General features: G+C 70.5%; 30 protein-coding genes. 12 read left to right on the top strand and 18 right to left on the bottom strand.

Features of this window, described 5'->3' with window-relative positions:
* Positions 1-341: 341 nt before the first annotated feature.
* Positions 342-986: a DNA-3-methyladenine glycosylase gene (locus tag NGF19_RS28155; RefSeq protein ID WP_252428395.1), complete on the bottom strand. Its 645-nt coding sequence runs from the start codon at positions 984-986 to the stop codon at positions 342-344.
* 129 nt (positions 987-1,115) lie between these two features.
* Between NGF19_RS28155 and NGF19_RS28150 the strand changes: the two genes are divergently transcribed.
* The 3 genes from NGF19_RS28150 to NGF19_RS28140 all read left to right on the top strand — a co-directional run bounded on the left by NGF19_RS28150 (position 1,116) and on the right by NGF19_RS28140 (position 3,161).
* A complete protein-coding gene (locus NGF19_RS28150) occupies positions 1,116-1,901 on the top strand; it encodes a sporulation protein (RefSeq protein ID WP_252428394.1) in 786 nt (261 codons plus the stop codon).
* A 48-nt stretch (positions 1,902-1,949) separates the two neighbouring features.
* Complete coding sequence (locus tag NGF19_RS28145; RefSeq protein ID WP_252428393.1) at positions 1,950-2,489, top strand: YbhB/YbcL family Raf kinase inhibitor-like protein; 540 nt, start codon at positions 1,950-1,952, stop codon at positions 2,487-2,489.
* Positions 2,490-2,654: 165 nt separating this feature from the next.
* Positions 2,655-3,161, top strand: a complete 507-nt coding sequence (locus NGF19_RS28140) for an HNH endonuclease (protein ID WP_252428392.1) — start codon at positions 2,655-2,657, stop codon at positions 3,159-3,161.
* Positions 3,162-3,271: 110 nt separating this feature from the next.
* Here NGF19_RS28140 and NGF19_RS28135 read toward each other — a convergent pair whose 3' ends face one another.
* The 3 genes from NGF19_RS28135 to NGF19_RS28125 form a co-directional block, all read right to left on the bottom strand.
* On the bottom strand, positions 3,272-4,231 hold the full coding sequence (locus NGF19_RS28135) for an SPFH domain-containing protein (RefSeq protein ID WP_252428391.1): 960 nt from the start codon (positions 4,229-4,231) through the stop codon (positions 3,272-3,274).
* A 156-nt stretch (positions 4,232-4,387) separates the two neighbouring features.
* Positions 4,388-4,813 carry an NfeD family protein gene (locus tag NGF19_RS28130; protein WP_252428390.1) on the bottom strand — a complete coding sequence of 142 codons (426 nt, stop codon included), beginning with the start codon at positions 4,811-4,813 and terminating at the stop codon, positions 4,388-4,390.
* 85 nt (positions 4,814-4,898) lie between these two features.
* Positions 4,899-5,696 carry an ABC transporter ATP-binding protein gene (locus tag NGF19_RS28125; RefSeq protein ID WP_252428389.1) on the bottom strand — a complete coding sequence of 266 codons (798 nt, stop codon included), beginning with the start codon at positions 5,694-5,696 and terminating at the stop codon, positions 4,899-4,901.
* Positions 5,697-5,847: 151 nt separating this feature from the next.
* On the opposite strand from NGF19_RS28125, the gene NGF19_RS28120 reads away from it, so the two are divergent.
* A complete protein-coding gene (locus NGF19_RS28120; protein WP_252428388.1) occupies positions 5,848-6,627 on the top strand; it encodes an Rv1486c family protein in 780 nt (259 codons plus the stop codon).
* Positions 6,628-6,698: 71 nt separating this feature from the next.
* Here the strand turns inward: NGF19_RS28120 and NGF19_RS28115 are convergent, their stop codons facing one another.
* The 3 genes from NGF19_RS28115 to NGF19_RS28105 form a co-directional block, all read right to left on the bottom strand.
* Positions 6,699-6,944, bottom strand: coding sequence for a chaplin (locus tag NGF19_RS28115; protein ID WP_252428387.1), 246 nt, complete (start codon positions 6,942-6,944; stop codon positions 6,699-6,701).
* 145 nt (positions 6,945-7,089) lie between these two features.
* Entirely contained in the window at positions 7,090-7,731 is a 642-nt protein-coding gene (locus tag NGF19_RS28110) for a response regulator (protein WP_252428386.1), read from the bottom strand.
* Positions 7,724-8,869, bottom strand: coding sequence for a GAF domain-containing sensor histidine kinase (locus NGF19_RS28105; RefSeq protein WP_252428385.1), 1,146 nt, complete (start codon positions 8,867-8,869; stop codon positions 7,724-7,726). The genes NGF19_RS28110 and NGF19_RS28105 overlap by 8 nt, the downstream gene beginning before the upstream one ends.
* Positions 8,870-9,059: 190 nt before the next feature.
* Between NGF19_RS28105 and NGF19_RS28100 the strand changes: the two genes are divergently transcribed.
* From NGF19_RS28100 to NGF19_RS28090, 3 genes are all read left to right on the top strand, one after another.
* The gene (locus NGF19_RS28100; RefSeq protein WP_252428384.1) at positions 9,060-9,755 is read left to right on the top strand and encodes an SDR family NAD(P)-dependent oxidoreductase; all 696 of its coding nucleotides are present in this window, start codon (positions 9,060-9,062) and stop codon (positions 9,753-9,755) included.
* The gene (locus NGF19_RS28095) at positions 9,752-10,822 is read left to right on the top strand and encodes an S-adenosylmethionine:tRNA ribosyltransferase-isomerase (protein WP_252428383.1); all 1,071 of its coding nucleotides are present in this window, start codon (positions 9,752-9,754) and stop codon (positions 10,820-10,822) included. The genes NGF19_RS28100 and NGF19_RS28095 overlap by 4 nt, the downstream gene beginning before the upstream one ends.
* 403 nt (positions 10,823-11,225) lie before the next feature.
* A complete protein-coding gene (locus NGF19_RS28090) occupies positions 11,226-11,840 on the top strand; it encodes a transglycosylase SLT domain-containing protein (protein ID WP_252428382.1) in 615 nt (204 codons plus the stop codon).
* 89 nt (positions 11,841-11,929) lie between these two features.
* Here NGF19_RS28090 and NGF19_RS28085 read toward each other — a convergent pair whose 3' ends face one another.
* Positions 11,930-14,515: an ABC transporter ATP-binding protein/permease gene (locus tag NGF19_RS28085; RefSeq protein ID WP_252428381.1), complete on the bottom strand. Its 2,586-nt coding sequence runs from the start codon at positions 14,513-14,515 to the stop codon at positions 11,930-11,932.
* A 261-nt stretch (positions 14,516-14,776) separates the two neighbouring features.
* Between NGF19_RS28085 and NGF19_RS28080 the strand changes: the two genes are divergently transcribed.
* Both NGF19_RS28080 and serB read left to right on the top strand, forming a co-directional pair.
* Entirely contained in the window at positions 14,777-16,561 is a 1,785-nt protein-coding gene (locus NGF19_RS28080; protein WP_252428380.1) for a streptophobe family protein, read from the top strand.
* Between the two features lie 63 nt (positions 16,562-16,624).
* Positions 16,625-17,836: a phosphoserine phosphatase SerB gene (gene serB, locus NGF19_RS28075; protein ID WP_252428379.1), complete on the top strand. Its 1,212-nt coding sequence runs from the start codon at positions 16,625-16,627 to the stop codon at positions 17,834-17,836.
* A gap of 75 nt (positions 17,837-17,911) precedes the next feature.
* On the opposite strand, the gene NGF19_RS28070 is transcribed toward serB, so the two are convergent.
* From NGF19_RS28070 to NGF19_RS28055, 4 genes are all read right to left on the bottom strand, one after another.
* Positions 17,912-18,430 carry a SixA phosphatase family protein gene (locus tag NGF19_RS28070; protein WP_252428378.1) on the bottom strand — a complete coding sequence of 173 codons (519 nt, stop codon included), beginning with the start codon at positions 18,428-18,430 and terminating at the stop codon, positions 17,912-17,914.
* 85 nt (positions 18,431-18,515) lie between these two features.
* The gene (locus NGF19_RS28065) at positions 18,516-18,728 is read right to left on the bottom strand and encodes a hypothetical protein (RefSeq protein WP_252428377.1); all 213 of its coding nucleotides are present in this window, start codon (positions 18,726-18,728) and stop codon (positions 18,516-18,518) included.
* 233 nt (positions 18,729-18,961) lie between these two features.
* On the bottom strand, positions 18,962-19,078 hold the full coding sequence (locus NGF19_RS28060; RefSeq protein ID WP_252428376.1) for an SGM_5486 family transporter-associated protein: 117 nt from the start codon (positions 19,076-19,078) through the stop codon (positions 18,962-18,964).
* Between the two features lie 65 nt (positions 19,079-19,143).
* On the bottom strand, positions 19,144-20,481 hold the full coding sequence (locus tag NGF19_RS28055; RefSeq protein WP_252428375.1) for a CynX/NimT family MFS transporter: 1,338 nt from the start codon (positions 20,479-20,481) through the stop codon (positions 19,144-19,146).
* A gap of 78 nt (positions 20,482-20,559) precedes the next feature.
* Here NGF19_RS28055 and NGF19_RS28050 point away from each other — a divergent pair, with 78 nt between their 5' ends.
* Positions 20,560-21,249 carry a FadR/GntR family transcriptional regulator gene (locus NGF19_RS28050; RefSeq protein WP_252428374.1) on the top strand — a complete coding sequence of 230 codons (690 nt, stop codon included), beginning with the start codon at positions 20,560-20,562 and terminating at the stop codon, positions 21,247-21,249.
* 7 nt (positions 21,250-21,256) lie between these two features.
* Here NGF19_RS28050 and NGF19_RS28045 read toward each other — a convergent pair whose 3' ends face one another.
* The 6 genes from NGF19_RS28045 to NGF19_RS28020 form a co-directional block, all read right to left on the bottom strand.
* Complete coding sequence (locus NGF19_RS28045) at positions 21,257-21,601, bottom strand: hypothetical protein (protein ID WP_252428373.1); 345 nt, start codon at positions 21,599-21,601, stop codon at positions 21,257-21,259.
* Positions 21,602-21,795: 194 nt separating this feature from the next.
* Positions 21,796-22,563: an enoyl-ACP reductase FabI gene (gene fabI / locus NGF19_RS28040; RefSeq protein WP_252428372.1), complete on the bottom strand. Its 768-nt coding sequence runs from the start codon at positions 22,561-22,563 to the stop codon at positions 21,796-21,798.
* Positions 22,564-22,568: 5 nt separating this feature from the next.
* Positions 22,569-23,288 (bottom strand): 3-oxoacyl-[acyl-carrier-protein] reductase, encoded by a 720-nt coding sequence (fabG, locus tag NGF19_RS28035; RefSeq protein ID WP_252428371.1) that lies wholly within the window; start codon positions 23,286-23,288, stop codon positions 22,569-22,571.
* 166 nt (positions 23,289-23,454) lie between these two features.
* On the bottom strand, positions 23,455-24,015 hold the full coding sequence (locus tag NGF19_RS28030; protein ID WP_252428370.1) for a DUF4231 domain-containing protein: 561 nt from the start codon (positions 24,013-24,015) through the stop codon (positions 23,455-23,457).
* A 37-nt stretch (positions 24,016-24,052) separates the two neighbouring features.
* Positions 24,053-25,111, bottom strand: a complete 1,059-nt coding sequence (locus NGF19_RS28025) for an SEC-C metal-binding domain-containing protein (protein ID WP_252428369.1) — start codon at positions 25,109-25,111, stop codon at positions 24,053-24,055.
* Between the two features lie 24 nt (positions 25,112-25,135).
* Positions 25,136-25,543, bottom strand: coding sequence for an ATP-binding protein (locus tag NGF19_RS28020; protein ID WP_252428368.1), 408 nt, complete (start codon positions 25,541-25,543; stop codon positions 25,136-25,138).
* Positions 25,544-25,749: 206 nt separating this feature from the next.
* On the opposite strand from NGF19_RS28020, the gene NGF19_RS28015 reads away from it, so the two are divergent.
* Entirely contained in the window at positions 25,750-26,601 is an 852-nt protein-coding gene (locus NGF19_RS28015) for a helix-turn-helix domain-containing protein (protein ID WP_252428367.1), read from the top strand.
* Positions 26,598-26,798, top strand: a complete 201-nt coding sequence (locus NGF19_RS28010) for a DUF397 domain-containing protein (RefSeq protein WP_252428366.1) — start codon at positions 26,598-26,600, stop codon at positions 26,796-26,798. The genes NGF19_RS28015 and NGF19_RS28010 overlap by 4 nt, the downstream gene beginning before the upstream one ends.
* The last annotated feature ends 61 nt before the right edge of the window (positions 26,799-26,859 follow it).

Genomic DNA, 26,859 nt, shown 5'->3' with positions numbered 1-26,859 from the left:
GATCCGATTTCCTCGGTGCTTTCCAGGTTCCCGCTCTCGCGTTTCCCTTTCCGGCGGTTCTGACTCTATCAGATCCTTTCGGCCCTGATTCCCCGTCAGTGGGGTTTGTCTTGAGCCTGAGATGCAATTACCTCGCGGCCTTTCGACATTCACTACTTTAACCGATTCTCGATGGAGTCCCTAATCGGGTTCCGAGAGTTTGAATTCGCGCATGCGGGCATGACGAATTCGCCCTCTGTGAGGGAGGTCGTGAGTAGTGGGTTGGCCGCTTCCGGCTGCTGGCGTGACGCCGTACCCGGTTCAAGCGGCTCGGAGTACATTACGCACTCCCCGGGGGCCCGTCAACTTCGGCGCCGCCGCCTGGGTGCATGAGCCCGGTAGGGGCTCACGGTCGGGTCGTCCGCGATCCAGTAGCGCCAGGGGTGCACGCCCCCGTCCCCGGCGACGCCGGTGCGCGGGCCGTTGCGTACCTGGTCGGCGGAGACCGGCGCACCGGTCGCGATCCGCAACGGCGTCTCGCCCGCGGCGCACGCGTCCGTGCCGTCGAAGGCGCGGTCCACGCCCAGCGCCGTGGCCAGGCGGGCCGGGCCCTTGGCCAGTTCCCTGTCGTTCCGGGCGGAGATCCGGCGCTTGCGGGCCAGTTCGGTGCCCTCGACGATCTCGCCTGCGCGGAGCAGTACGCCGCTCGCCCTGCCCTCCGGGCCGCACACGAGGTTCATGCAGTGCCACATGCCGTAGGTGAAGTAGACGTATACATGGCCCGGTGGACCGAACATCACCTCGTTGCGGGCCGTGCGCCCGCGGTACGCGTGCGAGCCGGGGTCGTTCGCGCCGTCGTAGGCCTCGACCTCTGTGAGGCGCAGGGCGATCGGACCGTCCGGGGTGGTGCGGACGAGCAGGCGCCCCAGGAGATCCGGGGCGACCTCCAGTACCGGGCGGTCGAAGAACGTCCTGGGCAGAGGGGTACGGTCGGGGATCGCGATCACGGCGTACGAGCGTAGTCCAGGCGGAACCGGGCCGAGCCGGAACGCGTTTGTAGTGATCAAGGATCCACGTACGACAGCGCGCGCAAGCGGCAAGGCGACGGCACGGACGTCGTCCGGGAGGGAAGATTCATGGGGTTCAAGCGGCTGCTCGCGAGCCTGGGGGCCGGCGGGGCTTCGGTCGAGACGGTGCTGGGCGAGGAGAACGTCGTGCCGGGCGGTGTCGTCCAGGGCGAGGTGCGGATCCAGGGCGGTTCCGTGAGCCAGTCGATCGAGGGGCTGAACGTCGGCCTCCAGGCCAGGGTCGAGGTCGAGGGGCACGACGACTCGGAGTACCACCAGAACATCGAGTTCACGAAGGTGAGCCTCGGCGGCGCCTTCGAGCTCCAGGCGGGCGCGCTGCACGTCGTCCCCTTCGGGCTCGAGATCCCGTGGGAGACTCCGGTCACCATGATCGACGGCCAGTCGCTGCGGGGGATGCACATCGGCGTCACGACGGAGCTGGCGATCGCGCGGGCCGTGGACTCCGGTGACCTGGACCCGATCAATGTGCACCCGCTGCCCGCGCAGAAGGCGATCCTGGACGCGTTCATCCAGCTCGGCTTCCGCTTCAAGGGCGCGGACATGGAGCGCGGTCACATCCGGGGGACGCGGCAGCGGCTGCCGTTCTACCAGGAGATCGAGTTCTACCCGCCGTCGCAGTACCGCGGCCTGAACGAGGTCGAGTTGAGCTTCGTCGCGGACGAGAGCGCGATGGACGTCGTCCTGGAGATGGACAAGAAGTCCGGTCTGTTCACCGAGGGCAGCGACTCCTACCGCTGCTTCCAGGTGGGTCTGCACGACTTCCACGGCACGGACTGGGCCGCCTATCTCCACCAGTGGCTGTCGGAAGTCGGCAGCAAGCGAAGCTGGTTCTAGGCTCTGCAACGATTCGACCCGCTGATCCACTGACTTGGAGGTGCCGAGGTGACCGAGCTCAAGAGGCGGCCACTGCCCCATGACTTCCATCCGCCCGTGCCGTCGTTCACGGTGACGAGCGAGGACGTCGAGCCGGGTGCCCCGCTCAAGGACGCTCAGGTGCACGCGGGCGGGAACCTCTCGCCGCAGTTGCGCTGGGAGGGCTTCCCGCCCGGGACCAAGAGCTTCGCCGTGACCTGCTACGACCCGGACGCCCCGACGGGCAGCGGGTTCTGGCACTGGGTCCTGTTCGACATCCCGGCCTCGGTCACCGAGCTGCCCGCGGGTGCCGGCGGCGGGGCGTTCGAAGGGCTGCCCGCAGGCGCCGTGCACGCGCGCAACGACTACGGGACGAAGGACTTCGGCGGTGCCGCGCCGCCGCCCGGGGACGGGCCGCACCGGTATGTGTTCACGGTGTACGCCGTGGACCAGGACAAGCTCGGTCCGGACGCCGACGCCTCTCCCGCGGTGGTCGGCTTCAACCTGCGGTTCCACACGCTGGCGCGTGCCCAGCTCATCGGCGAGTACGAGAACCCCGCCGCGGGCTGACGAACGCTCTCGGAAGCCCGACGTTCACAGAACGTTTGCCCGCCTCTGGTCATGGAAGTGACCGGAGGCGGGCAGATTTATTGCGTTGTCCATCTCGGCATGCCCGTCCAGAGTGTGGTCCAGGCCCGCCGGGGAGCGGGCGGGTGCATACGGGAGGTGGGCTGGATGCGTGACACGCTTGTTCTGAACGCGAGCTTCGAGCCGCTGTCGACGGTGTCCTTGAACCGAGCTGTCGTTCTGGTGCTGCAGGACAAGGCCGTTGTCGAGCAGTCGCATCCCGAACTCCGTATGCGAGGCTCCGATGTGGACCTGCCGGCGCCGCGGGTGATCAGGCTCTGCAGGTATGTACGGGTGCCGTTCCGAAGAAGGGCGCCCTGGTCCAGGCGGGGTGTCCTGGTACGGGACCGGCACAGGTGCGCCTACTGCGGGCGGCGGGCGACGACCGTGGACCACGTGGTGCCGCGGTCGCGGGGCGGCGGCGACACCTGGTTGAACACGGTGGCCTCCTGCGCCGAGGACAACCACCGCAAGGCGGACCGTACGCCGGAGCAGGCGGGCATGCCGCTGCTGCGGCAGCCGTTCGAGCCGACGCCCGCGGACGCGATGCTGCTGGCGCTCGGGGACGACGGCCTCGGAGCGCTGCCGGAGTGGCTGGCGCAGTCCGCCGCCTGAGACGTACGGGATGTACGAGCACGTACGAGATGTATGAGCACGTACGCGTGACAGCACTGGGGCCCGTCTCCTTCGGGAGGGGGCCCCAGTGTCGTACGACGAGGTGTGCGTCAGTCGATCGACGGGCGCTCGCGGCGCTCCGCGGCTGCCTTGGCGGCGGCGGAGCCACCGCCGCCCGCGCCCGAACCGCCGCCCAGCGGGTTGAAGTTGCCCATGGCGCCGGACAGGCCCTTGAGGGCGTCGCCGATCTCGCTGGGCACGATCCAGAGCTTGTTGGCGTCACCCTCGGCGATCTTCGGGAGCATCTGGAGGTACTGGTAGGAGAGCAGCTTCTGGTCGGGGTCTCCGGCGTGGATGGCCTCGAAGACCGTACGGACGGCCTGCGCCTCACCCTCGGCGCGCAGGGCGGCGGCCTTGGCCTCACCCTCGGCGCGCAGGATCTGGGACTGCTTCTCACCCTCGGCGGTGAGGATGGCCGCCTGACGCGTACCTTCGGCGGTGAGGATCGCGGCGCGCTTGTCACGGTCGGCGCGCATCTGCTTCTCCATCGAGTCCTGGATGGAGGTCGGCGGCTCGATGGCCTTCAGCTCGACGCGGTTGACGCGGATGCCCCATTTGCCCGTGGCCTCGTCGAGGACGCCGCGCAGGGCCGCGTTGATCTCCTCGCGGGAGGTGAGGGTGCGCTCCAGGTCCATGCCGCCGATGATGTTGCGGAGCGTGGTGACGGTGAGCTGCTCGATGGCCTGGATGTAGCTGGCGACCTCGTAGGTCGCGGCACGCGCGTCGGTCACCTGGTAGTAGATGACGGTGTCGATGTTGACGACCAGGTTGTCCTGGGTGATCACCGGCTGCGGCGGGAACGGCACGACCTGCTCACGCAGGTCGATGCGGTTGCGGATCGAGTCTATGAACGGGACCACGATGTTCAGGCCCGCGTTCAGCGTCCGTGTGTAGCGGCCGAACCGTTCGACGATGGCTGCGCTCGCCTGTGGGATGACCTGGATGGTCTTGATCAGGGCGATGAAGACCAACACCACCAGAATGACCAGGACGATGATGATCGGTGCCATCGTTTCCCCGTACCCCTTCTCCGACTTGACGCCTGTGGCCGATCTTATGCTTGTTGAAGATCTTGCTGCTCGAGTCTGACAGACCGTCGGGGGGCCCGTGGCCTGTTCGGTTCAGTTGAGTCCCGCGAGGTCACATGACGAGTGAGTCCCGCGAGGTCACATCACGAGAGCGGTGGCCCCCTCGATGTCCACGACGTCCACCTCTTCGCCGACTTCGTAGGCGCGCCCGGTGTCCAGCGACCGAGCCGACCAGATCTCCCCGGCGAGCTTGATCCGGCCGCCCGCGCCGTCGACGCGTTCCAGGACGACGGCCTGCTTGCCCTTCAACGCGTCGATTCCCGTGGACAGTTGGGGCTGGCTGCGGTGCCGGGCCGCGATCGGCCGGACGACCGCGATGAGCGCGACCGAGACCACGGCGAAGACGACCACCTGCAGGACGGCGCCTCCTCCGAGGCCGTCGACCGCGGCAGCCGCGAGGGCACCCACCGCGAGCATGCCCAGTTCCGGCAGCGCGGTGATCACGAGCCCGATGCCGAGCCCCGCCGCCCCGATCAGCCACCACACCCACGCGTCGATGTTCACATGGTCATGGTAGGGCCGCCGGTGCGCTCACGGACAGGGCACCGGCGGCCGTTCCAGGGGACTTCGCGGCTCGGGACCGCGCGGGTCAGGACAGCGGCAGGCCTCGGGCGGTCCAGCGGTCGCCGGCCTGTTCCACGACGAGCGGGAGGCCGAAGCAGAGGGAGAGGTTGCGCGAGGTGAGTTCGAGCTCCAGCGGGCCCGCGGCGAGCACCTTGCCCTGGCGGATCATCAGGACGTGGGTGAAGCCGGGGGCGATCTCCTCGACATGGTGGGTGACCATGATCATGGAGGGGGCGATCGGGTCGCGGGCGAGGCGGCCGAGGCGGCGTACGAGATCCTCACGGCCGCCGAGGTCGAGACCGGCGGCGGGCTCGTCGAGGAGCAGCAGCTCGGGGTCGGCCATCAGGGCGCGGGCGATGAGGGTGCGCTTGCGCTCGCCCTCGGAGAGGGTGCCGAACTTCCGGTCGAGGTACTCGTTCATGCCGAGGCGGTCGAGGAAGGCGCGAGCACGCTGCTCGTCGATGTCCTCGTACTCCTCGTGCCATCCGGCGGTCATGCCGTACGCGGCGGTCAGCACGGTCTGCAGGACGGTCTGGCGCTTGGGGAGCTTCTCGGTCATGGCGATGCCGGCCATGCCGATGCGCGGGCGCAGCTCGAAGACGTCGGTGCCGGGCTTGCCCAGGGTCTCGCCGAGGATGGTGACCTTGCCCTTGGTGGGGTAGAGGTAGCTCGACGCGACGTTCAGGAGCGTGGTCTTCCCGGCGCCGTTGGGTCCGACGATGACCCAGCGCTCGCCCTCCTTGACCGACCAGGAGACCTGGTCCACCAGAGCGCGGCCCTCGCGGACCACGGTTACGTCCTCCAGTTCCAGAACATCGCTCATGAGCGCGTTGTCTCCCCTTGCAGTGTGGCCAGTGTCGGCTCTCGCGTACGCCGGTGGGCGCGGTCCGCCACGCCGGTGAGCGCAGCCCCCATGAAATCTACGCCACCGGTCGCCCCCTCCCATCCATAGGTCAGGTCCTTAGGGTGGAGGCATGCTCACGGAACCACGCTCAGGGCGACTGACCGCATGGGGAAATGCCCTTTTGGCCGGACTTGTCCCGCCCGACGACGCCGCATCGTCCATCGTCGGTGACGATGCGGTGCACCGGGTCGAGGGACTGCCACAGGAGCCGGCGCCCGTCGGTCTCACGCTGGCGCTCGGGCGGCTGCGGCGGCTGGGGGTGACCGGTCTGCGCCTCGCGCTGCCCGCGCCGGGGCATCCGCTGGGGCTGAGCGGACCGGCGGAGTTCAACGCGCGGGCGCTGGAGGCCGAGGAGGCGGTGGTCTGTCACGGAGCCGCGTTCGGGCTGGTGCCGGAGGTCAGCTCGGCGGGGCCGGCCGGTGACGCGCATGTCGAGGTCGTCTGGCGCTGTCTGCCGGTACGGGAGGCGCCGCCCGCCGATGTGCCCTCGCTCGGGGAGGCCGAGCGGGAGCTGGCGGAGGCGCTGCGCGAGGCGACGGAGGTGCTGTCCCGGCTGGATGTCGCGGCGTCGGGGCCGGTGGCGGAGGCCGCGATCGACGCGTACCGGGCGCGGGCCGAGGCAGGCCAGGAGGTGCTGGCGCCGGGGTATCCGCCGCGGGCGGTACGGGTGTTGGAACTGGCGCGGCGGGTGGGGCTGCTGATGTCGGTGGCGAAGGACGGGCACGGGGGCGCGGTCAGCGCCTCGGAGATGGCGGCGCGGGCGCATGCGCTGCGACCCGTGGAGCGGACGGCGCGACGGGCGCAGGTCGCGGCGTACAACTCCGTCGTGGAGGCGCGGGAGATGCGGTGACTCGCGGCTCGGCCTCCCGGGTCGTTGTCCGGGAGGCCGGTGGTCGGCGGTCGGCGGTGGCCGCCGGGGTCTCAGTGGTTGAGGCCGGTGTTGCCGAAGGCCGGGTTCAGGAGCCCGATCACGTTCACGCTGTTGCCCACGGCGTTCACGGGGACGTGGACCGGGGCCTGGACGGCGTTGCCCGAGACGACGCCCGGGGAGCCCGCGGCCAGGCCGCCCGCGTGCGACCCCTCGGTGGCGGAGGCAAGGCCGGCACCGGCGGCGACCAGCCCGCCGGCCACCATCGTGATGGCTGCGGCCTTCTTCAGGTTCTTCACTACGGAGCCTCTCCTCGCGATCACTGCGGCGGGCGCCGCAGCACGCCCTGGAGAACGGCGGGGCTCACCCCGAGGATGCGCCATTCGGGTGACATACACACGACGGTATGAATCTCATCCCGGAGGGGAACCTTCCGCGCGGCGGTCAGCCGTCGATCCCGTGGCGTACGGCCCAGAGCGCGGCCTGGGTGCGGTCCGCGAGGTCGAGCTTCATCAGGATGTTCGACACATGGGTCTTGACCGTCTTCTCCGACAGCACCAGCGCCCGGGCGATCTCCCGGTTCGACCGGCCGTCCGCGATCAGGCCCAGCACCTCGCGCTCCCGCTCGGTGAGCGAACTCCCCCTCCCCTGGCTGGTGTTGCTCTCCTCCTGGGACAACAGGGCCTGGGCGACCTCCGGTTGCAGCAGGACGTGCCCCGCGTGCACCGAGCGGATGGCTCCGGCGAGCGCGTCGGGGTCCACGTCCTTGTAGAGGTAACCGGCGGCGCCCGCGCGCAGGGCGGGGACCACCGTGCGCTGCTCGGTGAAGCTGGTGACGATCAGTACGCGCGCGGGGTGGTCGAGTGCGCGGAGTCTGCGCAGCGCGTCGATCCCGTCCATGCCCGGCATCTTGACGTCCATGAGGACGACGTCGGGCGCCAACTCCTCGGCGCGGGCGACCCCTTCGGCGCCGTCGGAGGCCTCGCCGACGACCTCGATGTCGTCCTGTACCTCCAGGAACGTACGCAGACCGCGGCGGACCACCTGATGGTCGTCGACGAGCAGCACCTTGATCGGGTCAGCCACCGGGGACCTCCATCTCGATCGTGGCGCCCTTCCCGGGCGCCGATATGACGGCCAGGGTGCCGCCGACCCCGCTCGCGCGGTCGTGCATGGAGACGAGCCCCAGATGGCGTCCGGCGCGGCGGACCGCCGTGGGTTCGAAGCCGCTGCCGTCGTCCGTGACCCGCAGGACGGCGCCCGGTCCGCGCTTGGCCAGGGTCACGTCGACCCGCCGCGCTCCGGAGTGGCGCAGGGCGTTGTGCAGGGCCTCCTGGGCGACGCGCAGCAGGGCCTCCTCCTGGGCGGCGGGCAGCGCGCGTACGCCCTGGCTGGTGAAGGTCACCGCGGCGCTGTGGGCGCGGTCGAGGACCTTGACCTGGGTGCGCAGCGTGGCGACCAGTCCGTCCTCGTCGAGCGCGGTGGGGCGCAACTCCACGACGGCCGTGCGCAGTTCGTCGGCGGCCTCCGCGGCGAGCGCGGCCACCTGCTGCAACTCGCCCTTGGCGCGCACCGGGTCACGGTCCACCAGGGCTGCTGCCGCCTGCGCGGTCAGGCGCAGGGAGAAGAGCTTCTGGCTGACCGCGTCGTGCAGTTCATGGGCGAGCCGGGAGCGCTCCTCGGAGATGGTCAGCTCGCGACTGCGCTCGTACAGGCGGGCGTTGGTGAGGGCTATCGCGGCGTGCTGGGCGAGGATCGAGAGGAGGTCCTCGTCCTCCTCGGTGAAGCCGCAGCCGCCGTCGGGCTTCGGGCAGCGCTTGTTCGCCAGGTAGAGCGCGCCGATGATCTCGTCGCCGTCGCGGACGGGCACGCCGAGGAAGTCGGACATGTCGGGGTGGGCGTCCGGCCAGCCTCCGAAGCGGGGGTCCTCGCGAACGTCGGCGAGCCGCTCGGGCTTCGCCTCGTGCAGCATCGCGGCGAGGATGCCGTGCTGGCGCGGGAGCGGGCCGATGGCCTTCCACTGTGCGTCGCTGACGCCGTCCACGACGAACTGGGCGAAGCCTCCGTGGTCGTCCGGGACACCCAGCGCCGCGTACTCCGCGTCGAGCAGCTCGCGGGCCGAGGCGACGATCGTCTTGAGGACGTCGCGCACCTCCAGATGCCTGCTCATGGCCAGCAGCGCGGAACTCACCGCGGACAGGCCCGACGGGGGTCGATGACTCATGACCTCACCGTACCGGCGAGGTGTGACAGCGCGTATCCGACCGGTGGTGGCCCTGCCTGCGCCCTTCGTCCTAGGCCGAAGAGCCCCGGCGGCCCGGGACCCGCGCCCGAGGCGGGTGACGGGGGCGCGTTCCTACGGTGAGATCGCCGTCGGTCACGGACGGTGCGGACGAGGACGAGGGAGCGGTGTCATGCCGGTTGCGATCATCACGGGGGCTTCGAAGGGGCTGGGACGGGCGTTGGGGGCCGCCCTGGCGGAGCGGGGCTGGGATCTGGTGCTGGACGCGAGGACCGCGCCGGTCCTGGCCGAGACCGCGGGGGCCCTGTCCGCGTACGGGACGCGGGTGGAGGCCCTGCCCGGGGACGTGACGGACGCCGCGCACCGGGCCGCGCTGGTGGCGGCGGCCCGGCGGCTGGGCGGGCTCGATCTGCTGGTGAACAACGCGAGCGTGCTGGGCGCCGAGCCGCTGGTGCGGCTGGAGGGCCAGACGCTGGAGGGACTGCGCAGGGCGCTGGAGGTGAACGTGGTGGCCGCGCTGGGCCTCACCCAGGAGGCGCTGCCGCTGCTGCGCTCCTCGACCGCGGGCACGGTGATCATGCTCAGCTCGGACGCGGCGGCCGAGGCGTACGTGACATGGGGCGGGTACGGGGCGTCGAAGGCGGCTCTCGATCACCTCGCGGCGGTGCTCGGCGCGGAGGAGCCCGGTCTGCGGGTGTGGGCTGTCGACCCGGGGGACATGGACACGGACCTGTACGCGGCGGCGGTACCCGTGGACGACGGCAAGCGTCCGGCCCCGGAGAGCGTGGTGCCCGCGTTCCTGAGACTGCTCGACGAGCGCCCGGTGACCGGCCGCTACGCCGCCCCCTCGCTGCTGGAGCCGCGATGAGGTCCGTCATCGAGCAGGTTCCGTCCTCTCTGTCCGCGCGCGTTCCGGTCGAGCAGCGCGGGGCGGGGCTGGGGCGGGACGCGGTGCGGCTGCTGGTCTCGCGTGGGGCCGAGGTGTCCTCTCATGCGTTCGTCGAGTTGCCGCGGCTGTTGCGGGCCGGGGATCTGCTCGTCGTCAACACGTCGGCGACGCTGCCGGCCGCGGTGGACGGGCGGCTCGGGCACGCGCGCGTGGTGGTGCACTTCTCGACGCGCGGGGACGACGGGCGGTGGGCCGTGGAGGTGCGGGAGCCGGACGGGAAGGGGACCACGCGCGCGCGTGTGGCGCGCGGCACGCTCGCGGGGGCGGCGGTGGGACTCCCCGGTGGCGTACGGCTCGTCCTGGAGGACCCTCTGTCGGCGCGGAGTGACCGACTGTGGTGGGCCCGCCCCTCGGAGCCGGACGTGGTGGGGCTGCTGAGGCGGTACGGGCGGCCCATTCGCTACTCCTATACAGAGAGGGACCAGCCGCTCGGGGTGTATCAGACGGTGTTCGCCCTGCCGTCGCCCGAGGGCATGGGCAGTGCGGAGATGCCGAGCGCGGCGCGGCCCTTCACCGCGCGCCTGGTCGCGGAGCTGGTGAGCCGGGGCGTGCTGTTCGCGCCGGTCACGCTGCACACGGGGGTGGCGTCGGCGGAGGCGCACGAGCCGCCGTACCCGGAGCGCTTCGCCGTGCCCGAGGCGTCGGCGCGGCTGATCAACGCGGTCGGGGCCGATCGTCGCGCGGGGCGCGGTGCGGGGCGGGTGATCGCGGTGGGTACGACGGCGGTGCGGGCCGTCGAGTCGGCCGCGGACGCGGAGGGCGCGGTGCGGCCCCGGGAGGGCTGGACCGATCTGGTGCTGACGCCCGAGCGCGGGGTGCGGGTGGTCGACGGGCTGCTGACCGGGCTGCACGAGCCGGAGGCCTCGCATCTGCTGATGCTGGAGGCGGTCGCGGGACGGGCGGCGGTCGCGCGCGGGTACGAGGAGGCGCTGGCCCGGCGCTATCTGTGGCACGAGTTCGGGGACCTTCACCTTCTGCTGCCGTGAGAGGCCTGGAGGTCTCCCGCCTCCCCCGGAGACGCGTGGGATCCACTCCTTGGCTTCACCCTCTGAAAGCTGCTCACACAGAGAGTTGCTACAGCAACTCCACGTGAGACCAGGGCCTCGCGGATGTGAGGGCGCGCATAGGGCGTAGGTCACGTACGAAGTCGCATAGGAGACACAAGAGGCCTTACGAACGGGACAGATGCTCCGATCTGTCCCGTTTCGCCCTTCCTGTCTCCACTACCCAGGGTCGTAGGTCACACCTTTGCATCGGCATTTTGCGGTCGCTAAGAATGGCTCATGTCGCTCGGCGCAGTGGTGAACATCCGCGGCGCTTGTGCTGGAACATCAAATGTCCCCGCCGGTACGAGAGCGGCCTCCGCGCAACCGAGAGGTCCATCCCGTAATGCTGAAGAAGATCAACGTCCGTGACCGTGTTCGCAAGATGAACAAGGCCCAGAAGCTGACCGTCTCTGGTGTCGCCGCCCTGAGCGTCGCCGGTATCGCCTTCACCGCCGTGCCGAGCCAGGCCACCCCGGCGCAGACCACGCAGGCTGCCGCTGAGGCGCCCGCGAAGCTGAGCAACAAGCAGATCAAGGACGTCAAGGCCGCTGTCACCGACCAGAAGGCCGCCGACAGCCTCAAGGTGAGCCGCGCCGGTGAGCGCGTCGACCTGAAGCCGGTCTCCGCCAAGACCTACGGCAACAACGTCGACGGCTGGATCCGCCAGTCGCTGGACATCATGAAGGAGAAGGGCATCCCCGGCTCCTACCACGGCCTGCACAAGAACATCATGCGAGAGTCCTCGGGTAACCCGATGGCCATCAACAACTGGGACATCAACGCCAAGAACGGCATCCCCTCCAAGGGTCTGCTGCAGGTGATCCAGCCCACCTTCGACGCGTACCACGTGAGCGGTACCTCGAAGAACATCTACGACCCGGTCGCGAACATCACCGCCGCCGCCAACTACGCGGCCGACCGGTACGGTTCGATCGACAACGTCAACAGCGCGTACTGAGGCAGGCGCGGGCCTCTGGTCGTACACGCCTAAAGGGCGGCACCCTCTGCGGGTGCCGCCCTTCGCGCATGCCGTGAAGCCGTCGGCCGTTACTTCCGCATGACCTCGGGCTCGTGGCGGCGCAGGAAGCGGGCCACCAGGAAGCCGCAGATCGCGCCGAGGGCGAGCAGGGCGATCATGTCCATGCCCCAGGCCGACACCGTGTGGTCCCACAGCGGGTCCGTGCTGGTCGGGTCGTCCGTGTTCGGGGCGATGTTGTTGAAGTCCAGCGTCGTACCGGCGGCGGCCACCGCCCAGCGGGACGGCATCAGATACGAGAACTCGTTGACACCGACCGTGCCGTGCAGGGTGAACAGACAGCCGGTGAAGACGACCTCGATGATCGCGAACATCACCAGCAGCGGCATGGTCTTCTCGGAGGTCTTCACCAGGGCGGAGATGACCAGGCCGAACATCATCGAGGTGAAGCCGAGCGCCATGATCGGCAGGCACAGCTCGAAGAGGGTGGCGTTGCCGAGGATCAGGCCCTTCTCGGGGATCTCACGGCTGGAGAAGCCGATCAGGCCGACCATGAGGCCCTGGAGCACGGTGATGGCCCCGAGGACGATCACCTTCGACATCAGATAGGCGGAACGGGACAGGCCGGTGGCGCGCTCCCGCTCGTAGATGACCCGTTCCTTGATCAGCTCGCGGACGGAGTTGGCGGCGCCCGCGAAGCAGGCGCCGACCGCGAGGATCAGCAGGACCGTGGTCGCCGTGCCGTTCGGTATGGGCAGGCCGGTCTTCGAATTGACCGGGTTGACCAGCAGGCCCTTGTCGGGGTCGATCAGCAGGCTGACCGCGCCGAGCACCGCCGGAAGGATCACCGTCAGCGCCAGGAAGCCCTTGTCGGAGGCGATGACCGAGAGGTAGCGCCGCATCAGCGTGCCGAGCTGGGAGAACCAGCCCTGGGGCTTGGGCGGCTTGATCGCCTGCGGCGGCGACACGTCGATCGACTGCGGGGCGACCGCGTCGATGTCCGCGGCGTACATCTGGTAGTGCTGCGAGCCCTTCCAGCGACCGGCCCAGTCGTAGTCGCGGTAGTTCTCGAAGGCGGAGAAGACGTCGGCCCAGGTGTCGTAGCCGAAGAAGTTCAGCGCCTCCTCCGGCGGGCCGAAGTAGGCGACCGATCCGCCGGGCGCCATCACCAGCAGCTTGTCGCACAGCGCCAGCTCCGCCACGGAGTGGGTGACGACCAGTACCGTACGGCCGTCGTCGGCGAGACCGCGCAGCAACTGCATGACATCGCGGTCCATGCCCGGGTCGAGACCGGAGGTCGGCTCGTCCAGGAAGATCAGCGACGGCTTGGTGAGCAGCTCCAGGGCCACCGAGACACGCTTGCGCTGGCCGCCGGAGAGGGAGGTGACCTTCTTCTCCTTGTGGACGTCCAGCTTCAGTTCGCGCAGCACCTCGTCGATCCGGGCCTCGCGCTCGGCGGCCGTGGTGTCGGCGGGGAAGCGCAGCTTGGCCGCGTACTTGAGGGCCTTCTTGACCGTCAGTTCCTTGTGCAGGATGTCGTCCTGCGGGACCAGGCCGATGCGCTGGCGCAGTTCGGCGAACTGCTTGTAGAGGTTCCGGTTGTCGTAGAGGACATCGCCCTGGTTGGCGGGGCGGTAGCCGGTGAGCGCCTTCAGCAGGGTCGACTTGCCCGAGCCGGAGGGGCCGATGACGGCTATCAGCGACTTCTCGGGGACGCCGAAGGAGACGTCCTTGAGGATCTGCTTGCCGCCGTCGACCGTGACCGTGAGGTGGCGGGCGGAGAAGGAGACCTCACCGGTGTCGACGAACTCCTCGAGGCGGTCGCCGACCAGACGGAACGTCGAGTGACCGACGCCGACGATGTCGTGCGGGCCGAGCAGCGCCGAGCCGCTCTTGCCGATCGGCATACCGTTGACGAACGTGCCGTTGTGCGAGCCGAGATCACGGATCTCGAACCGGCCGTCGGGCGTGGCGTGGAACTCGGCGTGGTGGCGGGAGACCTGGAGGTCGGAGACGACCAGTTCGTTCTCCAGCGCACGTCCGATGCGCATCACCCGGCCGAGCGAGAACTGGTGGAACGTGGTCGGGCTGCGGTCGCCGTAGACCGGCGGTGCCCCCGCGCCGCCACCGGGGCCCTGCTGCTGCGGGATCTGCGCGGCGGGCTGCTGCTGCGGAGCGGGCTGCTGCGACTGCTGCTGCGGAGCGGCCTGTTGCTGCGGCTGCTGCCAACTCTGCTGCGGCGCCTGCTGTTGCGGCGTCTGCTGCGGAGCCGCTTGCTGCGGAGCCGCTTGCTGCTGGGCCCATCCTCCGTTCACGCCCTGGGCCGCGTACGGCTGTTGGGGCTGCGCCTGGGGCGCGGCACCCGCGGCACCGGACACGGTCACGCGCGGTCCGTCGGTCGGGTTGCCCAGGTTCACGGCCGAGCCCGGCCCGATCTCCTCCTGCTGGATCCGCCGGCCCTGTACGAACGTGCCGTTGGTACTGCCGTGGTCCTCGATCGCCCAACTGCGGCCGTTCCAGGCGATCGTGGCGTGACGCCAGGACACCCTGGCGTCGTCGAGCACAATGTCCCCCTGCGGATCACGTCCGAGGGTGTATGGCCTGGACGCATCGAGCGTCCAGGTCCGTCCGTTCAATTCCAGTACGAGTTCCGGCACTCCATGCCCCACTGAGTTGTCCCCCGAGTTACCCCCGTCACAGGGAGTCTAGGGATGTCGAACATCGTGGGGAACTATTCCAGGCTCAGCCCGCTGACCGAAAGTCGGGCCTTGTCCGGACCTTGTCCGGACTCTGTCACGAGGTGCTCACGCGCACCGGAGCACGCGCCGTTGACTGCGGTGAAACCAGCCCGGAGAGTGGGAATTCCCCCGGAGGAGGACATCCCCGGGGGAACGCCGCGCGCGGATCGGGGGCTGACGATGACGGGCATCGGAACCGCGGAGCAGGGCAGGAGGCTGCCCTGGGCGGATGTGCTGCTGTCCGCGATCGCCTCTGTGAGCTGGGCGTTGATCGGCATGGCGGGCACGGCCGCGCTCGGTCTTCATCTGCTTCAGGCGGATACGGCGGGTTCGCTCGGACCGATGACCGCGGCGGTGGTGGCGCTGGGGGCGGGCGGGTCGGTCACCCCGTCCGGGGATGTCTCGGCGTTCGGTCTGAAGGGGGCCGAGGCGACGACCGCCCTCCAGATCACGCCACTGGGCGTGAGCCTGGTGGGAGCGCTCCTGATGAGCTGGTTCTTCCTACGGTCCCTTCGTGCCGCGGGAGTCGGGGTCACGCCCGGTGAACTCCTCGCGCGCGCGGGCCTGTTGGTCACCCTGTTCGTCGCGCTCCTGGGCTTCCTCGCCTGGGCCGGACACGACACCGTGACGCTCGACGGGGGGTCGCTGGGGCTGGACCGGCTGCCGGGCAAGGGGGGTGGCGGCATCGATCTCCCCGGGCTCGGCGACATCGGCGGGCTGCTGCCGGGCCATGTCGGCGACCTCGTCCACGCCGAGGCCGCGGTCGGCTTCACCGTCGACACCGGGCCCACGCTGCTGGGCGGTGCCGTGTGGGCGGCCGGTGTCCTGGTGATCGCGCTGCTCGCGTCCCGGCGCACACCGCTTCCGAGCGGCTGGGACGCGCTGCACCGGGTGGTACGTCCGGCCGTGTCCGCGCTGGTGGCGGTGTTGCTGGTGGCGGTGGCCGCCGGGCTCGCGGCGGCGGCGTACGCGGCGCTCCGCGACGACCACCCGGCACGGATCGCGGGAGCGGCACTGCTCGGCGCGCCCAACGGGGTGTGGCTGGGCGTGCCGCTCGGCCTGTTCGTGCCCTGGGACGGCCGCGCCACGGGCGAACTGGCGAAGCTGCTCCCGGACCCCCTGGACCGGCTGCTCCGCACAGGCACCGACCAGCCGCTCACGGTGGGGCGCCTGGCGGACCTGGACGGCAGGGTATGGCTGCTGGCGCTCGCCGCGGTGCTGGCGATGCTCTGCGCGGGGGTCCTGACGGCGGCCCGTACGCCGGTCGTACGAGGCTTCGTGGGGCACTGCGCGCTGCGACTCGGGATCGTGACGGCGGCGGCGCTGCCGCTGCTGGCCTGGCTGACCGAGGTCTCGGTGAACGCCTCACTGTCGGTGCTCGGCTTCGACGCGTTCGGCGCGGGAATCGACCTGCACGGCCACCTCGGCACGGCGGTACTGCTGGGAGCAGCGTGGGGGGCGGCGGCGGGGGCTGCCGGGGCGCTGCTGGCATACGCCATGGGGGCAGCGGGCAGCCGCGCGGCACCGCTCGCCGGGGGTGGCGGGGGGCAGGCGACGTCAGGGTGGTCGGGGCCAGGGCAGTCGGCACCCGGACAAGCAGGGGCCGGCCCCTACGGGCCGGGCCGCCCGCATCGTCCGCCGAACCCGGACACGAACCCGTATCTGCGGCTGCCGGAGGAGTTGCGCGAGACCTCGGGGGCGGCCGGTGGGTCGCCGGGAGCCGGTGCGCCGCCACAGGCCGGTGGGCCACCAGGAACCGGTACGCCGCCACGGCCCGATAGGTCTCCAGGGGCGGGTGCGCCGCCAGGGAGTGGTGGGCCGCCGGAGGTCACTGATGTGCACGGTGCACCCACGATGGTCGGGCCGATCGAGCCGCCCGTGCGGCGGCGGCGCGGGGCGTCGGCCTCCTGGGGCGAGGGGCCGCCTCCGCCTCCTCCGCCGCCCCCGGCTCGGGGAGGTGGGTGAGTCTGTCCGCTGGGCGGACCGGAGGCGCGGGAGGCACTCCGTGCCGGATACGGTGGGAACACCATGAGCGCTTCGCAGACCACCGACGCCCCCACTCTCCTCGTCAAGATCTTCGGCAAGGACCGGCCCGGCCTGACCGCCGGCCTGTTCGAGACTCTGGCCGGCTACGACGTCGACGTGGTCGACATCGAGCAGGTCGTCACCCGGGGCCGTATGGTCCTCTGCGTACTCGTGACCATGCCCCTGCCCGGGCAGGAAGGCGATCTGCGCGCCACCGTCCACGGCTGGGCGGAGTCCATGAAGATGCAGGCCGAGATCATCTCCGGCCTCGGCGACAACCGTCCGCGCGGCCTGGGCCGTTCCCATGTCACCGTGCTCGGCCACCCGCTCACCGCTCAGTCGACCGCCGAGATCGCCTCGCGCATAACAGCGGCGGGCGGCAACATCGACCGTATCTTCCGGCTCGCCAAGTACCCCGTCACCGCAGTGGAGTTCGCGGTGTCCGGCGTGGAGACCTCCGCGCTGCGCACCGCCCTGGTCACCGACGCCGCGGCACTCGGTGTCGACGTCGCGGTCGTCGCGGCCGGGCTGCAGCGGCGGGCCCAGCGCCTCGTCGTCATGGACGTGGACTCGACGCTCATCCAGGACGAGGTCATCGAACTCTTCGCCGCGCACGCGGGCTGCGAGGCCGAGGTCGCCGAAGTGACGGCGGCGGCCATGCGCGGTGAGCTGGACTTCGAGCAGTCGCTGCACGCGCGCGTGGCGCTGCTCAAGGGGCTCGACGCCTCGGTGGTGGACAAGGTCCGCGCCGAGGTCCGGCTCACTCCGGGCGCGCGCACCCTGATCCGTACGCTGAAGCGGCTCGGCTTCCAGGTCGGGGTCGTCTCCGGTGGGTTCACCCAGGTCACGGACGATCTCAAGGAACGGCTCGGGCTCGACTTCGCCCAGGCCAACACCCTGGAGATAGTCGACGGGAAGCTGACCGGCAAGGTCATCGGCGAGATCGTGGACCGCGCGGGCAAGGCACGGCTGCTGCGCCGGTTCGCCGCCGAGGCGGGCGTACCGCTGGCGCAGACCGTCGCGATCGGGGACGGCGCCAACGACCTGGACATGCTGAACGCGGCCGGTCTCGGCGTCGCCTTCAACGCCAAGCCGGTCGTCCGCGAGGCCGCGCACACCGCCGTGAACGTCCCCTTCCTGGACACCGTCCTGTATCTCCTCGGCATAACCCGCGAAGAGGTCGAGGCCGCGGACACCCACGACGACGCCCACTGAGGGAACGGCAAGCCCGCTGAACAGCGGTCGGGGTCCGATGCCTGGTGGCGCCGGACCCCGTCCCTTCTCCGCGGGCTACTCGCTCGGCGCCCAGTAGTCGAGCAGCGTGGCCACGCCCGGCTCCAGCCCCTTCCAGGAGCCGTCGAAGGAGAGCACGGCGAAGGCGGCGGCCGGGAAGCCGCGGCGGCTCATCCGCTCCCGGGCATCGCCCTCGGCCGCACCGGACAGGACCTCGGCAAGGCCCTGGACACCGGGGTTGTGGCCGATGAGGAGCACATCGCGGATGTCGTCGGGGGTTTCGTTGAGCACGGCGATCAGTTCGCCGGGCGAGGCCTCGTAGACCCGCTCCTCGTACACGGTCTTCGGCCGCTGCGGAAGCTCCTGGACCGCCAGCTTCCAGGTCTCACGGGTGCGGGTCGCGGTGGAGCAGAGGGCCAGGTCGAAGGGGATACCGGTGTCGGCCAGCTTGCGTCCGGCGACGGGGGCGTCCATGCGGCCCCGGTCGGCGAGGGGACGCTCATGATCGGACACCTGCGGCCAGTCGGCCTTCGCATGCCGGAAGAGGACAATCCTGCGGGGTTCTGCGGAGCTCATGCGTCCCAGCTTCGCACGAGACGGGCCGCCGGACGCGGGGAGTTGGCGGAGGTCGCCTCATGGCGCGTACCTCATGGTGCGTACCTCACGGCGCGTACTGCGTCAGGGCCTGCTGGATGTGGTTCAGCAGCTGGCTGACGGCGGGGGTGCCCCCGGCGCTCGCGTCCGCCGGGTCGAGTATCAGCGCCAGCAGGGTGACGAAGGCCAGCGTGGGCAGGGCGAGGGCCCACCAGGGGAGCCGGATCTCGACGCCGCCCGTGGTCGCCGGGTGAGGCCGGGTAGGGGTGCGGGCCGACATGGCTGCCTCCGTACGTCATCGACGTGGTACCTGGGCCGCGCTTTGCTGCCCTGTCTCGAAGGTACGGACTCCGACGCCCTCGACCCATCCGGTGATCCACCCACTTGACCCTGACACTCGCCCCCTAGGGGATGGGGGGACAGCCCTACCCCGGGCCGTCCCCTCAGGGGTGCGGGCGCGCACCCCTCGCCAGGACGCGGCAGGCGTCTCAGAGGCTCAGAAGCGTGGCTGGGTCAGGGTGCCGCGATCGTCGCGACGATCGCGATGAGCACGAAGATGGCGATGAAGGCACCGAAGACGAGCAGCATCTTCTTCTGGCCGTTCTGGGGGTTCGGGTCGAGGACCGGCATGCCGCCAGTTTCGCACCCCTCCCCCACCCCGGCTCCGGCGGGGTGGGGAGCCGCCGCCGTGCCGCTCAGCGCGCCGCCTCGTCCTCCACGGTCCTGTTGCGGCCCGCCAGCACGCCCGCCACGATCTGCGGGGCCATCAGCCCGGCCATGAGGGCGATCGGCAGGCCCCAGCCGCCGCTGTGCTGATAGAGAACGCCGACCAGCAGCGGCCCCGGAATCGACAGCAGGTACCCCGTGCTCTGCGCGAACGCGGACAGCTTGGCCACACCCGCGCTCGTACGGGCCCGCATGCCCACCATGGTCAGCGCCAGCGGGAACGCGCAGTTGGAGACGCCGAGCAGCAGTGCCCACGCCCAGGCGCCGCCCGCCGGGGCCAGGTACAGGCCCGCGTACCCGGCCAGGCCGCACACGCCGAGCACGACCACGATCGGGCCCTGACGCGGCAGCCGCGACGCCAGCCGCGGGATGACGAAGGCCAGGGGCACGCCCATCACCATCGTGACGGCCAGGAGCAGACCGGCGGTACCGGCGGGGACCCCGGCGTCGCGGAAGATCTGGGCCATCCAGCCCATCGTGATGTACGCGGCCGTGGACTGGAGCCCGAAGAAGGCGGCCAGCGCCCACGCGGTACGGCTGCGCACCATCCGCAGCCCGTCGGGCTCGGCGGGGACGGCCGCTGCGGCCGGGCTCCCTTCGGGGTCCGCGCCCCGCGCGCGGACGAACGGAAGCCACGGCAGCACGGCCACCGCCGCCAGCGCCGCCCAGACGGCGAGCCCCGGCTGCCAGTTCCCGCCCAGGGCGTTGGTCATGGGCACGGTGACCGCCGCGGCGGAGGAGGTGCCGACGGCGAGCGCCATCGAGTACAGGCCCGTCATCGAGCCCACCCGGTCCGGGAACCAGCGCTTGACGATCACCGGCATCAGTACGTTGCTGACGGCGATGCCCATCAGGGCGAGCGCGGTGGCGGCCAGGAACCCGGCGGTGTTCCCGGCGTACGGGCGGATCAGCAGACCGGCGGTGATGGCGACCATGCCCACGCAGACCACCGCGCCCGGCCCGAAGCGACGCGCGAGCCGCGGCGCCATGACGCCGAAGACGGCGAAGCACAGCGACGGTACGGAGGTGAGCAGGCCCGCGACGCTGCCGCTCATCCCGAGCCCGTCGCGTACCTCCTCCAGGAGGGCGCCGAGGCTGGTCACGGCGGGGCGCAGATTGAGCGCGGCGAGGACGATCCCGATGACCATCAGCCGTGTCGTCCACGTACGCGCGGTCGCCGCCGTGCTCTCGACGCCGATCGCCGCCGTGCCCTCACTGCCGCTTCCGGCCGTCGCCGCGGAGCTGCGTATCGGTGCGGAACTGCGTATCGGTGCGGACGTCGTCGCCCCGGTCTCCTCGCGTGTCATGGTGCCATCATAGAATGATGGGATGATTGGCTGTCCATGTCACCCTTGTCACCCGTGTCGTCGTCGCGAAGGACCGTCATGTCGCTGAGCCACCCTCGTCGATCCGCGCTGTCCGAGCAGGTCATCGCGGCGTTGCGGACCCAGATCACCTCGGGCGAGTGGCCCGTGGGCTCCCGTATCCCCACCGAGCCGGAGCTGGTCGAGCAGCTCGGGGTGGCCCGCAACACGGTGCGGGAGGCCGTCCGCGCGCTCGCGCACAACGGTCTGCTGGACATCCGCCAGGGCTCGGGGACGTACGTGGTGGCGACGAGCGAGTTGGCGGGCGTGATGCACCGCCGCTTCGCGGACGCGGATCCGAACGACATCGCCGAGCTGCGCTCCACCCTGGAGTCGGCCGCCGCGAAGCTGGCCGCCGAGCGCCGTACCGAGCGCGACCTCAAGCAGCTCGACGCGCTCCTCGCGCGCCGGGAGGAGGCCTGGACGTCCGGGGACACCGAGGCGTTCGTGACCGCGGACGCGACGTTCCACCTGGCCGTGGTGGCCGCCTCCCACAACGACGCGATGACGGCGATGTACGCGGACCTCGGCGAGGTGCTGCGGGACTGGCTGCGCGGCGACGTCGGCGAGGAGCTGACGCCGGAGACGTACATGGACCACACCCGGCTCATGGAGGCGATCCGCGCGGGCGACGCGGCGATGGCCGCCACGGAGGCGGCGGGCTATCCGTTCCTGTGCCGTTCGGGACGCCCCAGGAGCCCCCGCCGCTGACCGCGGTTCATCGCTGATGGTTCGCCCAGGCCGAGCGGACCGTGTCCCAGCAGCGGCCGGTCATCCGTACGGTCGTCGCGGGCGCCGCCTCGACGGGGGCGGTGTCGGTGTCGATGTCCCACCAGCGGGCGCAGTCGATGTGCAGGCTGACGTGGTCGCTCAGCGGATACGGGTTGAAGCAGTACGCGACGACTGCCGAGCCGCTCACGCGCACGCGGCAGTCGGCGCCGAAGGGCTCAGGAGCCGGGGTGCTCGCGGGCCGCACGCGTGCCTGCGGCAGAGCCTCGTAGGGCAGGGACATGACCAGCGGCACCGCGACGAGCCAAGGGGCGATACGGCGGAACAGGCGCACAACCAGACCTCCTCGGCCGTACGGCTGCGGGGCGGTGCGTTCACAAGCGCGTACTCACAAGCGTGCGTACTCACAGCGTGCGTGCCACCGCTCTCCGTACGCCCGGTCAGGTACGCCGAACGGGCGACGCCCCGCTCCCGTGGTGCAGGGGAGCGGGGCGTCGGCCTCGTACGACCTCGTACGACCCGTACGGATCAGGCGCCGATGGCGTGCAGACCGCCGTCCACGTGGATGATCTCGCCGGTGGTCTTCGGGAACCAGTCGCTGAGCAGCGCGACGATGCCGCGGCCCGCCGGCTCGGGGTCCTTGAGGTCCCACTCCAGCGGGGAGCGGTGGTCCCACACGGAGGCCAGCTCACCGAAGCCGGGGATGGACTTGGCGGCCATGGAGCCGAGGGGGCCCGCGGAGATGAGGTTGCAGCGGATGTTCTGCTTGCCCAGGTCGCGCGCCATGTAGCGGCTGGTGGCCTCCAGGGCGGCCTTGGCGGGGCCCATCCAGTCGTACTGCGGCCAGGCGTACTGGGCGTCGAAGGTCAGGCCGACGACCGAGCCGCCGTTCTGCATCAGCGGCAGGCAGGCCATGGTCAGCGACTTCAGGGAGAACGCCGAGACGTGCATGGCGGTGGCGACGGACTCGAACGGCGTGTTGAGGAAGTTGCCGCCCAGGGCGTCCTGCGGCGCGAAGCCGATGGAGTGCACGACGCCGTCGAGGCCGCCCAGCTCCTCGCCGACGACGTCGGCAAGGCGCCCGAGGTGCTCGTCGTTGGTGACGTCCAGCTCGATGACCTTGGTGGGCTTGGGGAGCTTCTTGGCGATGCGCTCGGTCAGGGTGGGCCGCGGGAAGGCGGTCAGGATGATCTCGGCGCCCTGCTCCTGGGCCAGCTTGGCCGCGTGGAAGGCGATGGAGGACTCCAGCAGCACACCGGTGATCAGGACGCGCTTGCCCTCGAGAATTCCGCTCATGGTGATCAGTGACCCATTCCCAGTCCGCCGTCAACAGGGATGACGGCTCCAGTGATGTACGAGGCGTCGTCCGAGGCGAGGAACCGCACCGCGGCGGCGATCTCCTCCGGCTGCGCGTACCGGCCGAGCGGCACCTGCGCCATGATGCCCGCGCGCTGCTCGTCGGTGAGCGCCCGGGTCATGTCGGTGTCGACGAAGCCGGGGGCGACGACGTTGAAGGTGATGTTGCGCGAGCCCAGCTCACGGGCGAGGGAGCGCGCGAAGCCGACCAGGGCGGCCTTGGAGGCGGCGTAGTTCGCCTGTCCGGCCGAGCCGAGGAGGCCCACGACCGAGGAGATGAGCACCACGCGGCCCTTCTTGGCGCGCAGCATGCCCCGGTTGGCGCGCTTGACGACGCGGAAGGTGCCGGTGAGGTTGGTGTCGATGACCGAGGTGAAGTCCTCCTCGGACATCCGCATCAGGAGCTGGTCCTTGGTGATGCCGGCGTTGGCCACGAGGATCTCGACCGGACCGTGCTGGGTCTCGATCTCCTTGTAGGCCTGCTCCACCTGCTCGGGGTCGGTGATGTCGCACTTGACCGCGAGGCAGCCCATTTCCTTGAGGACGGTTGGGGGCTCACCCGAGCGGTATGTGATCGCGACCTTGTCGCCCGCGTCGGCGAACGCGCGGGCGATGGCGAGGCCGATGCCCCGGTTGCCTCCAGTGACGAGAACCGAGCGGCTCAACGGATCACCCTTTCGATAGCACTCTGGAACCCCTGCAAGACGGGCGCCTTCATCGAAAACCTATCGGTCCGGGTCGCCGGGCGGGGATTCCGGCACCGACAGTGGCGCCACCTGCCTACTGTCGGGTTCCTACAGTCGCTCCGCCCTGGTCAGGCTGCACGAGGCACTAGGCCCGGCTGCGTGGAGTCGGCAGGGATACGGGGCTCTGGCCGTCCGGGACGGGTTGCGGCGTCGGCAGTTCGTTGAAGAACGACTCGGCCTCGTCGCGGCGGATGCGCATGATCCGGTCGATCAGGGCCCGTGTGTCGCCCTCCGTGCCCTCGGCCTCGACGGAGTGCGGATCCGCCGCGGCGCGGCGGCGCGCGAGCTTCCACTTCAAGTACGCGTCGCTGATGGCGATCTCGGTGTTGCGCAGCAGGATCCAGGACTGGTCGAACCGGTAGAACGAGCGCAGGGCCGTGACCACGGAGACGGTCACGCCGACGAGGGACAGGACCAGTTCCTTGCCGGGGAACTCCGAGGTCGCGAGCAGCGGGAGCAGCGCACCGACGACGATCACGACGAGGCCGCTGGCCCGGTAGCCTCGCCGCTGCCAGCGGGCTCGCGCGTCGTAGAAGTGCCGTAACCGCTGGACGTACTGCTCCACGGCCGCGTCCAACTCGTCGTCTGCGACGTCCAGGAACTCTTCCAGGGCCGGGACACGGAATCTTCGCCAGGGCGTACTCATGGCGGACCTCTCTTGTAGCGCGCCGCGCGCTGCCCGGTCACGTCAGGGCCGGGTTGCCGCAGCACTTCTTGTACTTGCGGCCCGAGCCGCACCAGCAGGGGCCGTTGCGCGGGGGCGGCCAGGCGATCGTCCGTCCCGTGCGGGCGAGTTCGGTGGCGTACGAGGAGAGGGTGTCCGGGGTGTCGGGAGGCGCGTCGACGGTCTGCGCGTGCGCCTCCAGTCCGGCCGAGGTGGCGTGGCCGACCGCGAGATGCGGGACGCCCTCCTCGGACAGCTCCGTCAGGGTCCGTTCGACCTGCCGCCGGTGGTCGGCGTGGTTCTCGCCGTACGCGGCGGCGGTCCGCGGCCACCGTGCCGCGAGCCGTGCGAACTCCTCCGGCGGCCAGTACGGGACACAGGTCGTGCGCGGGGCGCCGGGTGCGGACGCGTCGTCACGCGTGTCCGTCAGCGCGGCGATCTCGGCGTCCAACGCCTCCGCGCCGCCGTCCTTCGCCCGCTTGAGGCGGACGGGGTCATGGACCTCGTCGAGCGGGCGCGCGTGGCCCAGCCAGGCCAACTCGCGCCGCGCGTGCAGTTCGTCGGCGGTGTCGTCCCAGTCGTCGTGCGGGAAGCCCAGCAGGCGCCGTACCCGATGGCGGCCGAGGACCAGGGTCTCCAGGTCGAAGCCGTCCCGCGCCGCCTCCACCGCGTCCGCCGTCACCGGGGTGCCCGCGCCCAGTCCGTGCGTGACGCCCGCCGTGTACCACTCGGCGGCCGTCGCCGTCTCACCCGCGTCCTCGAAGGCCTCGGCGACGACGTTCCACGCGGCCGGGTCCCGGGGATGCCGCTTGCGGAACGCCTCGGCCGCCGCGCGGGCGTCCCCTTCCCGCCCCGCGTCCCACAGCGCACCGATCCGGAAGGCGTCCACCAGGTCGGGCTCCTGGACGCCCCCGCCGCCGGGCCCCAGGAGCCGCTCGTACAGCGCGAGCGCCCGCTCGGGCCGCCCCGCCTCCTGCCACGCGTCGGCGGCCTCCAGAAGCAGCTCCTCGCGGTCCTGCGGACGGTGGGCGGCCAGCCGCTCGCACTCCTCGGCGGCACGCCGTTCGCTGGTGGACATGCCACCACCGTATTGCGGCCGGGCTCAGGTTGTGTTCAGCGGGCACTCGGCCCACACGGTCTTGCCCGGTCCCGTGCGCTCGGCGACGCCCCACCGTACGGCGAGGGCTTCCACGAGGAGCAGGCCCCTGCCGCCCTCGGTGTCCGCGGGGTCCGGGATCGGCTCCGGGGGCTTCGGGCGTGCCGGGTGGGTGTCGGACACCTCGACGCGTACGAGACCGGCGGCACGGTCGCAGCGCAGCCGCAGTTCGAAGTCCCGTCCGGGCACGCGACCGTGCAGGACCGCGTTGGCCCCGAGTTCGGCGACGACGAGGACGACCGCTTCGGAAGCCTGGCTGTCGTACGACAGCCCCCACAGGTCGAGTTGATGCGCGGCCAGCCTACGCGCGAGCCGCGCTCCGCGCCGGGTGGCGGAGAACCTCTGTACGAACACACTTACGGTAACGGCCTCTTGGGCCTTCGGTACGGGCATGAAGGCAACGTTCCGGATGCGCTCGCCCTGCCAACAGGAACGAAACCCATACAGCCGCGCCTGTATCAGTACACACTCTGGACTGGGTGGGTAACTCGCCGTGACGCTGGTTGCGTTGGGCCGGTTGAGCGGGCACGGCAGAACGTAAGCACGGGAGGTACGCGCCGATGACGGCGGACCATGGCAGAGGCGGAAGCGCGAACACTGAGCCCGAACTCTCCGACAGCCTCAAGACGTTCGGTGCTGTACTGAAGGCATTAAGGGAGGACTCCGGCCTTACGCAAGAGGAGTTCGCGGAGCGGGTGCGCTATTCGGTCGCGTACATCGCGAAGATCGAACAGGGCAAGCGGTTCCCGCCGACCGATCTACCCAGGCGGGCGGAGGAGGTGCTGGGGCCAGTCGCATTCAAAGTACTCAGTGCGGCGGCGAGAAGCCTGACGAGGCGCGCGGTGCTGGCGTCGTGGTTCCGGCACTGGGCGGGGATCGAGGAAGAGGCGATCTCGCTCTATGCGTATGAATGCCGGGCAGTTCCGGGGCTGTTGCAACCGGAGCCGTACATCAGGGCGATCTTCGAGAGACGGCTTCCGCCCGCCTCGGAGGAACAGATCGAACGTGAGGTCACTTCTCGGCTGGACCGGCAACATCTCATCTCCACCAACCAGAACACAGCCTTCAGCTTCATCATCGAACAGAGTGTCCTGGAACGGCGCATGGGAGGGCGCGAAGTCACCAGACAAGTCATCAACCACCTCCTTGAGATGGGCACTCGACGCAACGTCGAGATCCAGATCATGCCCACCGTCCAGGAGGACCACTGCGGCATCGACGGACTGATGTACCTGGCCGAGACATCCGCTCACCAATGGATCGGTTACACCGAGGGGCAGCGGTCGAGCACTCTGATCTCCGCTCCCAAAGACATCAGCGTGCTCCTTCAGCGCTATGGCAAGCTCCGTTCACAGGCCCTGGATTGCCGGGCTACCGTGAAGCTGCTGGAACAGACGCGAGGAGCGCTATGAGCACCACTGATGGGCTGAGCTGGTTCAAGAGCAGCTACAGCGGCAGCGAGAACGACAACTGCGTCGAGGTCGCCGTACACCCCGAAGCCGTCCGTATCCGCGACTCCAAGGACAAGGCGATCCGCCCCCTCACCGTCACCCCCACCGCCTGGGCCGCCTTCACCGCACTCGCTGCGGACGTTTCGCTGGACGGCTGAATCCACGCGTGGGAGACCCCGTCAGGGGGACGTGGTTCACTGCTTGCGATGACCTCGCAGG

The sequence above is a fragment of the Streptomyces macrolidinus genome (genome assembly GCF_023887685.1).
GTDB lineage: Bacteria > Actinomycetota > Actinomycetes > Streptomycetales > Streptomycetaceae > Streptomyces > Streptomyces macrolidinus.
This window is presented reverse-complemented; position numbering and strand designations above follow the sequence as displayed.

What these genes read in the sequence shown, in the direction of transcription:
- NGF19_RS28125 (WP_252428389.1), bottom strand. Translation starts at nt 5,696, where the DNA reads ATGAGCGATGTTCTGGAACTGGAGGACGTAACCGTGGTCCGCGAGGGC.
- NGF19_RS28100 (WP_252428384.1), top strand. Translation starts at nt 9,060, where the DNA reads ATGCCGGTTGCGATCATCACGGGGGCTTCGAAGGGGCTGGGACGGGCG.
- NGF19_RS28065 (WP_252428377.1), bottom strand. Translation starts at nt 18,728, where the DNA reads ATGTCGGCCCGCACCCCTACCCGGCCTCACCCGGCGACCACGGGCGGC.
- NGF19_RS28015 (WP_252428367.1), top strand. Translation starts at nt 25,750, where the DNA reads ATGACGGCGGACCATGGCAGAGGCGGAAGCGCGAACACTGAGCCCGAA.
- NGF19_RS28070 (WP_252428378.1), bottom strand. Translation starts at nt 18,430, where the DNA reads ATGAGCTCCGCAGAACCCCGCAGGATTGTCCTCTTCCGGCATGCGAAG.
- NGF19_RS28120 (WP_252428388.1), top strand. Translation starts at nt 5,848, where the DNA reads ATGCTCACGGAACCACGCTCAGGGCGACTGACCGCATGGGGAAATGCC.
- NGF19_RS28140 (WP_252428392.1), top strand. Translation starts at nt 2,655, where the DNA reads ATGCGTGACACGCTTGTTCTGAACGCGAGCTTCGAGCCGCTGTCGACG.
- NGF19_RS28060 (WP_252428376.1), bottom strand. Translation starts at nt 19,078, where the DNA reads ATGCCGGTCCTCGACCCGAACCCCCAGAACGGCCAGAAGAAGATGCTG.
- NGF19_RS28080 (WP_252428380.1), top strand. Translation starts at nt 14,777, where the DNA reads ATGACGGGCATCGGAACCGCGGAGCAGGGCAGGAGGCTGCCCTGGGCG.
- NGF19_RS28095 (WP_252428383.1), top strand. Translation starts at nt 9,752, where the DNA reads ATGAGGTCCGTCATCGAGCAGGTTCCGTCCTCTCTGTCCGCGCGCGTT.
- NGF19_RS28135 (WP_252428391.1), bottom strand. Translation starts at nt 4,231, where the DNA reads ATGGCACCGATCATCATCGTCCTGGTCATTCTGGTGGTGTTGGTCTTC.
- fabI (WP_252428372.1), bottom strand. Translation starts at nt 22,563, where the DNA reads ATGAGCGGAATTCTCGAGGGCAAGCGCGTCCTGATCACCGGTGTGCTG.
- NGF19_RS28150 (WP_252428394.1), top strand. Translation starts at nt 1,116, where the DNA reads ATGGGGTTCAAGCGGCTGCTCGCGAGCCTGGGGGCCGGCGGGGCTTCG.
- NGF19_RS28050 (WP_252428374.1), top strand. Translation starts at nt 20,560, where the DNA reads ATGTCGCTGAGCCACCCTCGTCGATCCGCGCTGTCCGAGCAGGTCATC.
- NGF19_RS28090 (WP_252428382.1), top strand. Translation starts at nt 11,226, where the DNA reads ATGCTGAAGAAGATCAACGTCCGTGACCGTGTTCGCAAGATGAACAAG.
- serB (WP_252428379.1), top strand. Translation starts at nt 16,625, where the DNA reads ATGAGCGCTTCGCAGACCACCGACGCCCCCACTCTCCTCGTCAAGATC.
- NGF19_RS28105 (WP_252428385.1), bottom strand. Translation starts at nt 8,869, where the DNA reads ATGAGTCATCGACCCCCGTCGGGCCTGTCCGCGGTGAGTTCCGCGCTG.
- NGF19_RS28055 (WP_252428375.1), bottom strand. Translation starts at nt 20,481, where the DNA reads ATGACACGCGAGGAGACCGGGGCGACGACGTCCGCACCGATACGCAGT.
- NGF19_RS28030 (WP_252428370.1), bottom strand. Translation starts at nt 24,015, where the DNA reads ATGAGTACGCCCTGGCGAAGATTCCGTGTCCCGGCCCTGGAAGAGTTC.
- NGF19_RS28025 (WP_252428369.1), bottom strand. Translation starts at nt 25,111, where the DNA reads ATGTCCACCAGCGAACGGCGTGCCGCCGAGGAGTGCGAGCGGCTGGCC.
- NGF19_RS28010 (WP_252428366.1), top strand. Translation starts at nt 26,598, where the DNA reads ATGAGCACCACTGATGGGCTGAGCTGGTTCAAGAGCAGCTACAGCGGC.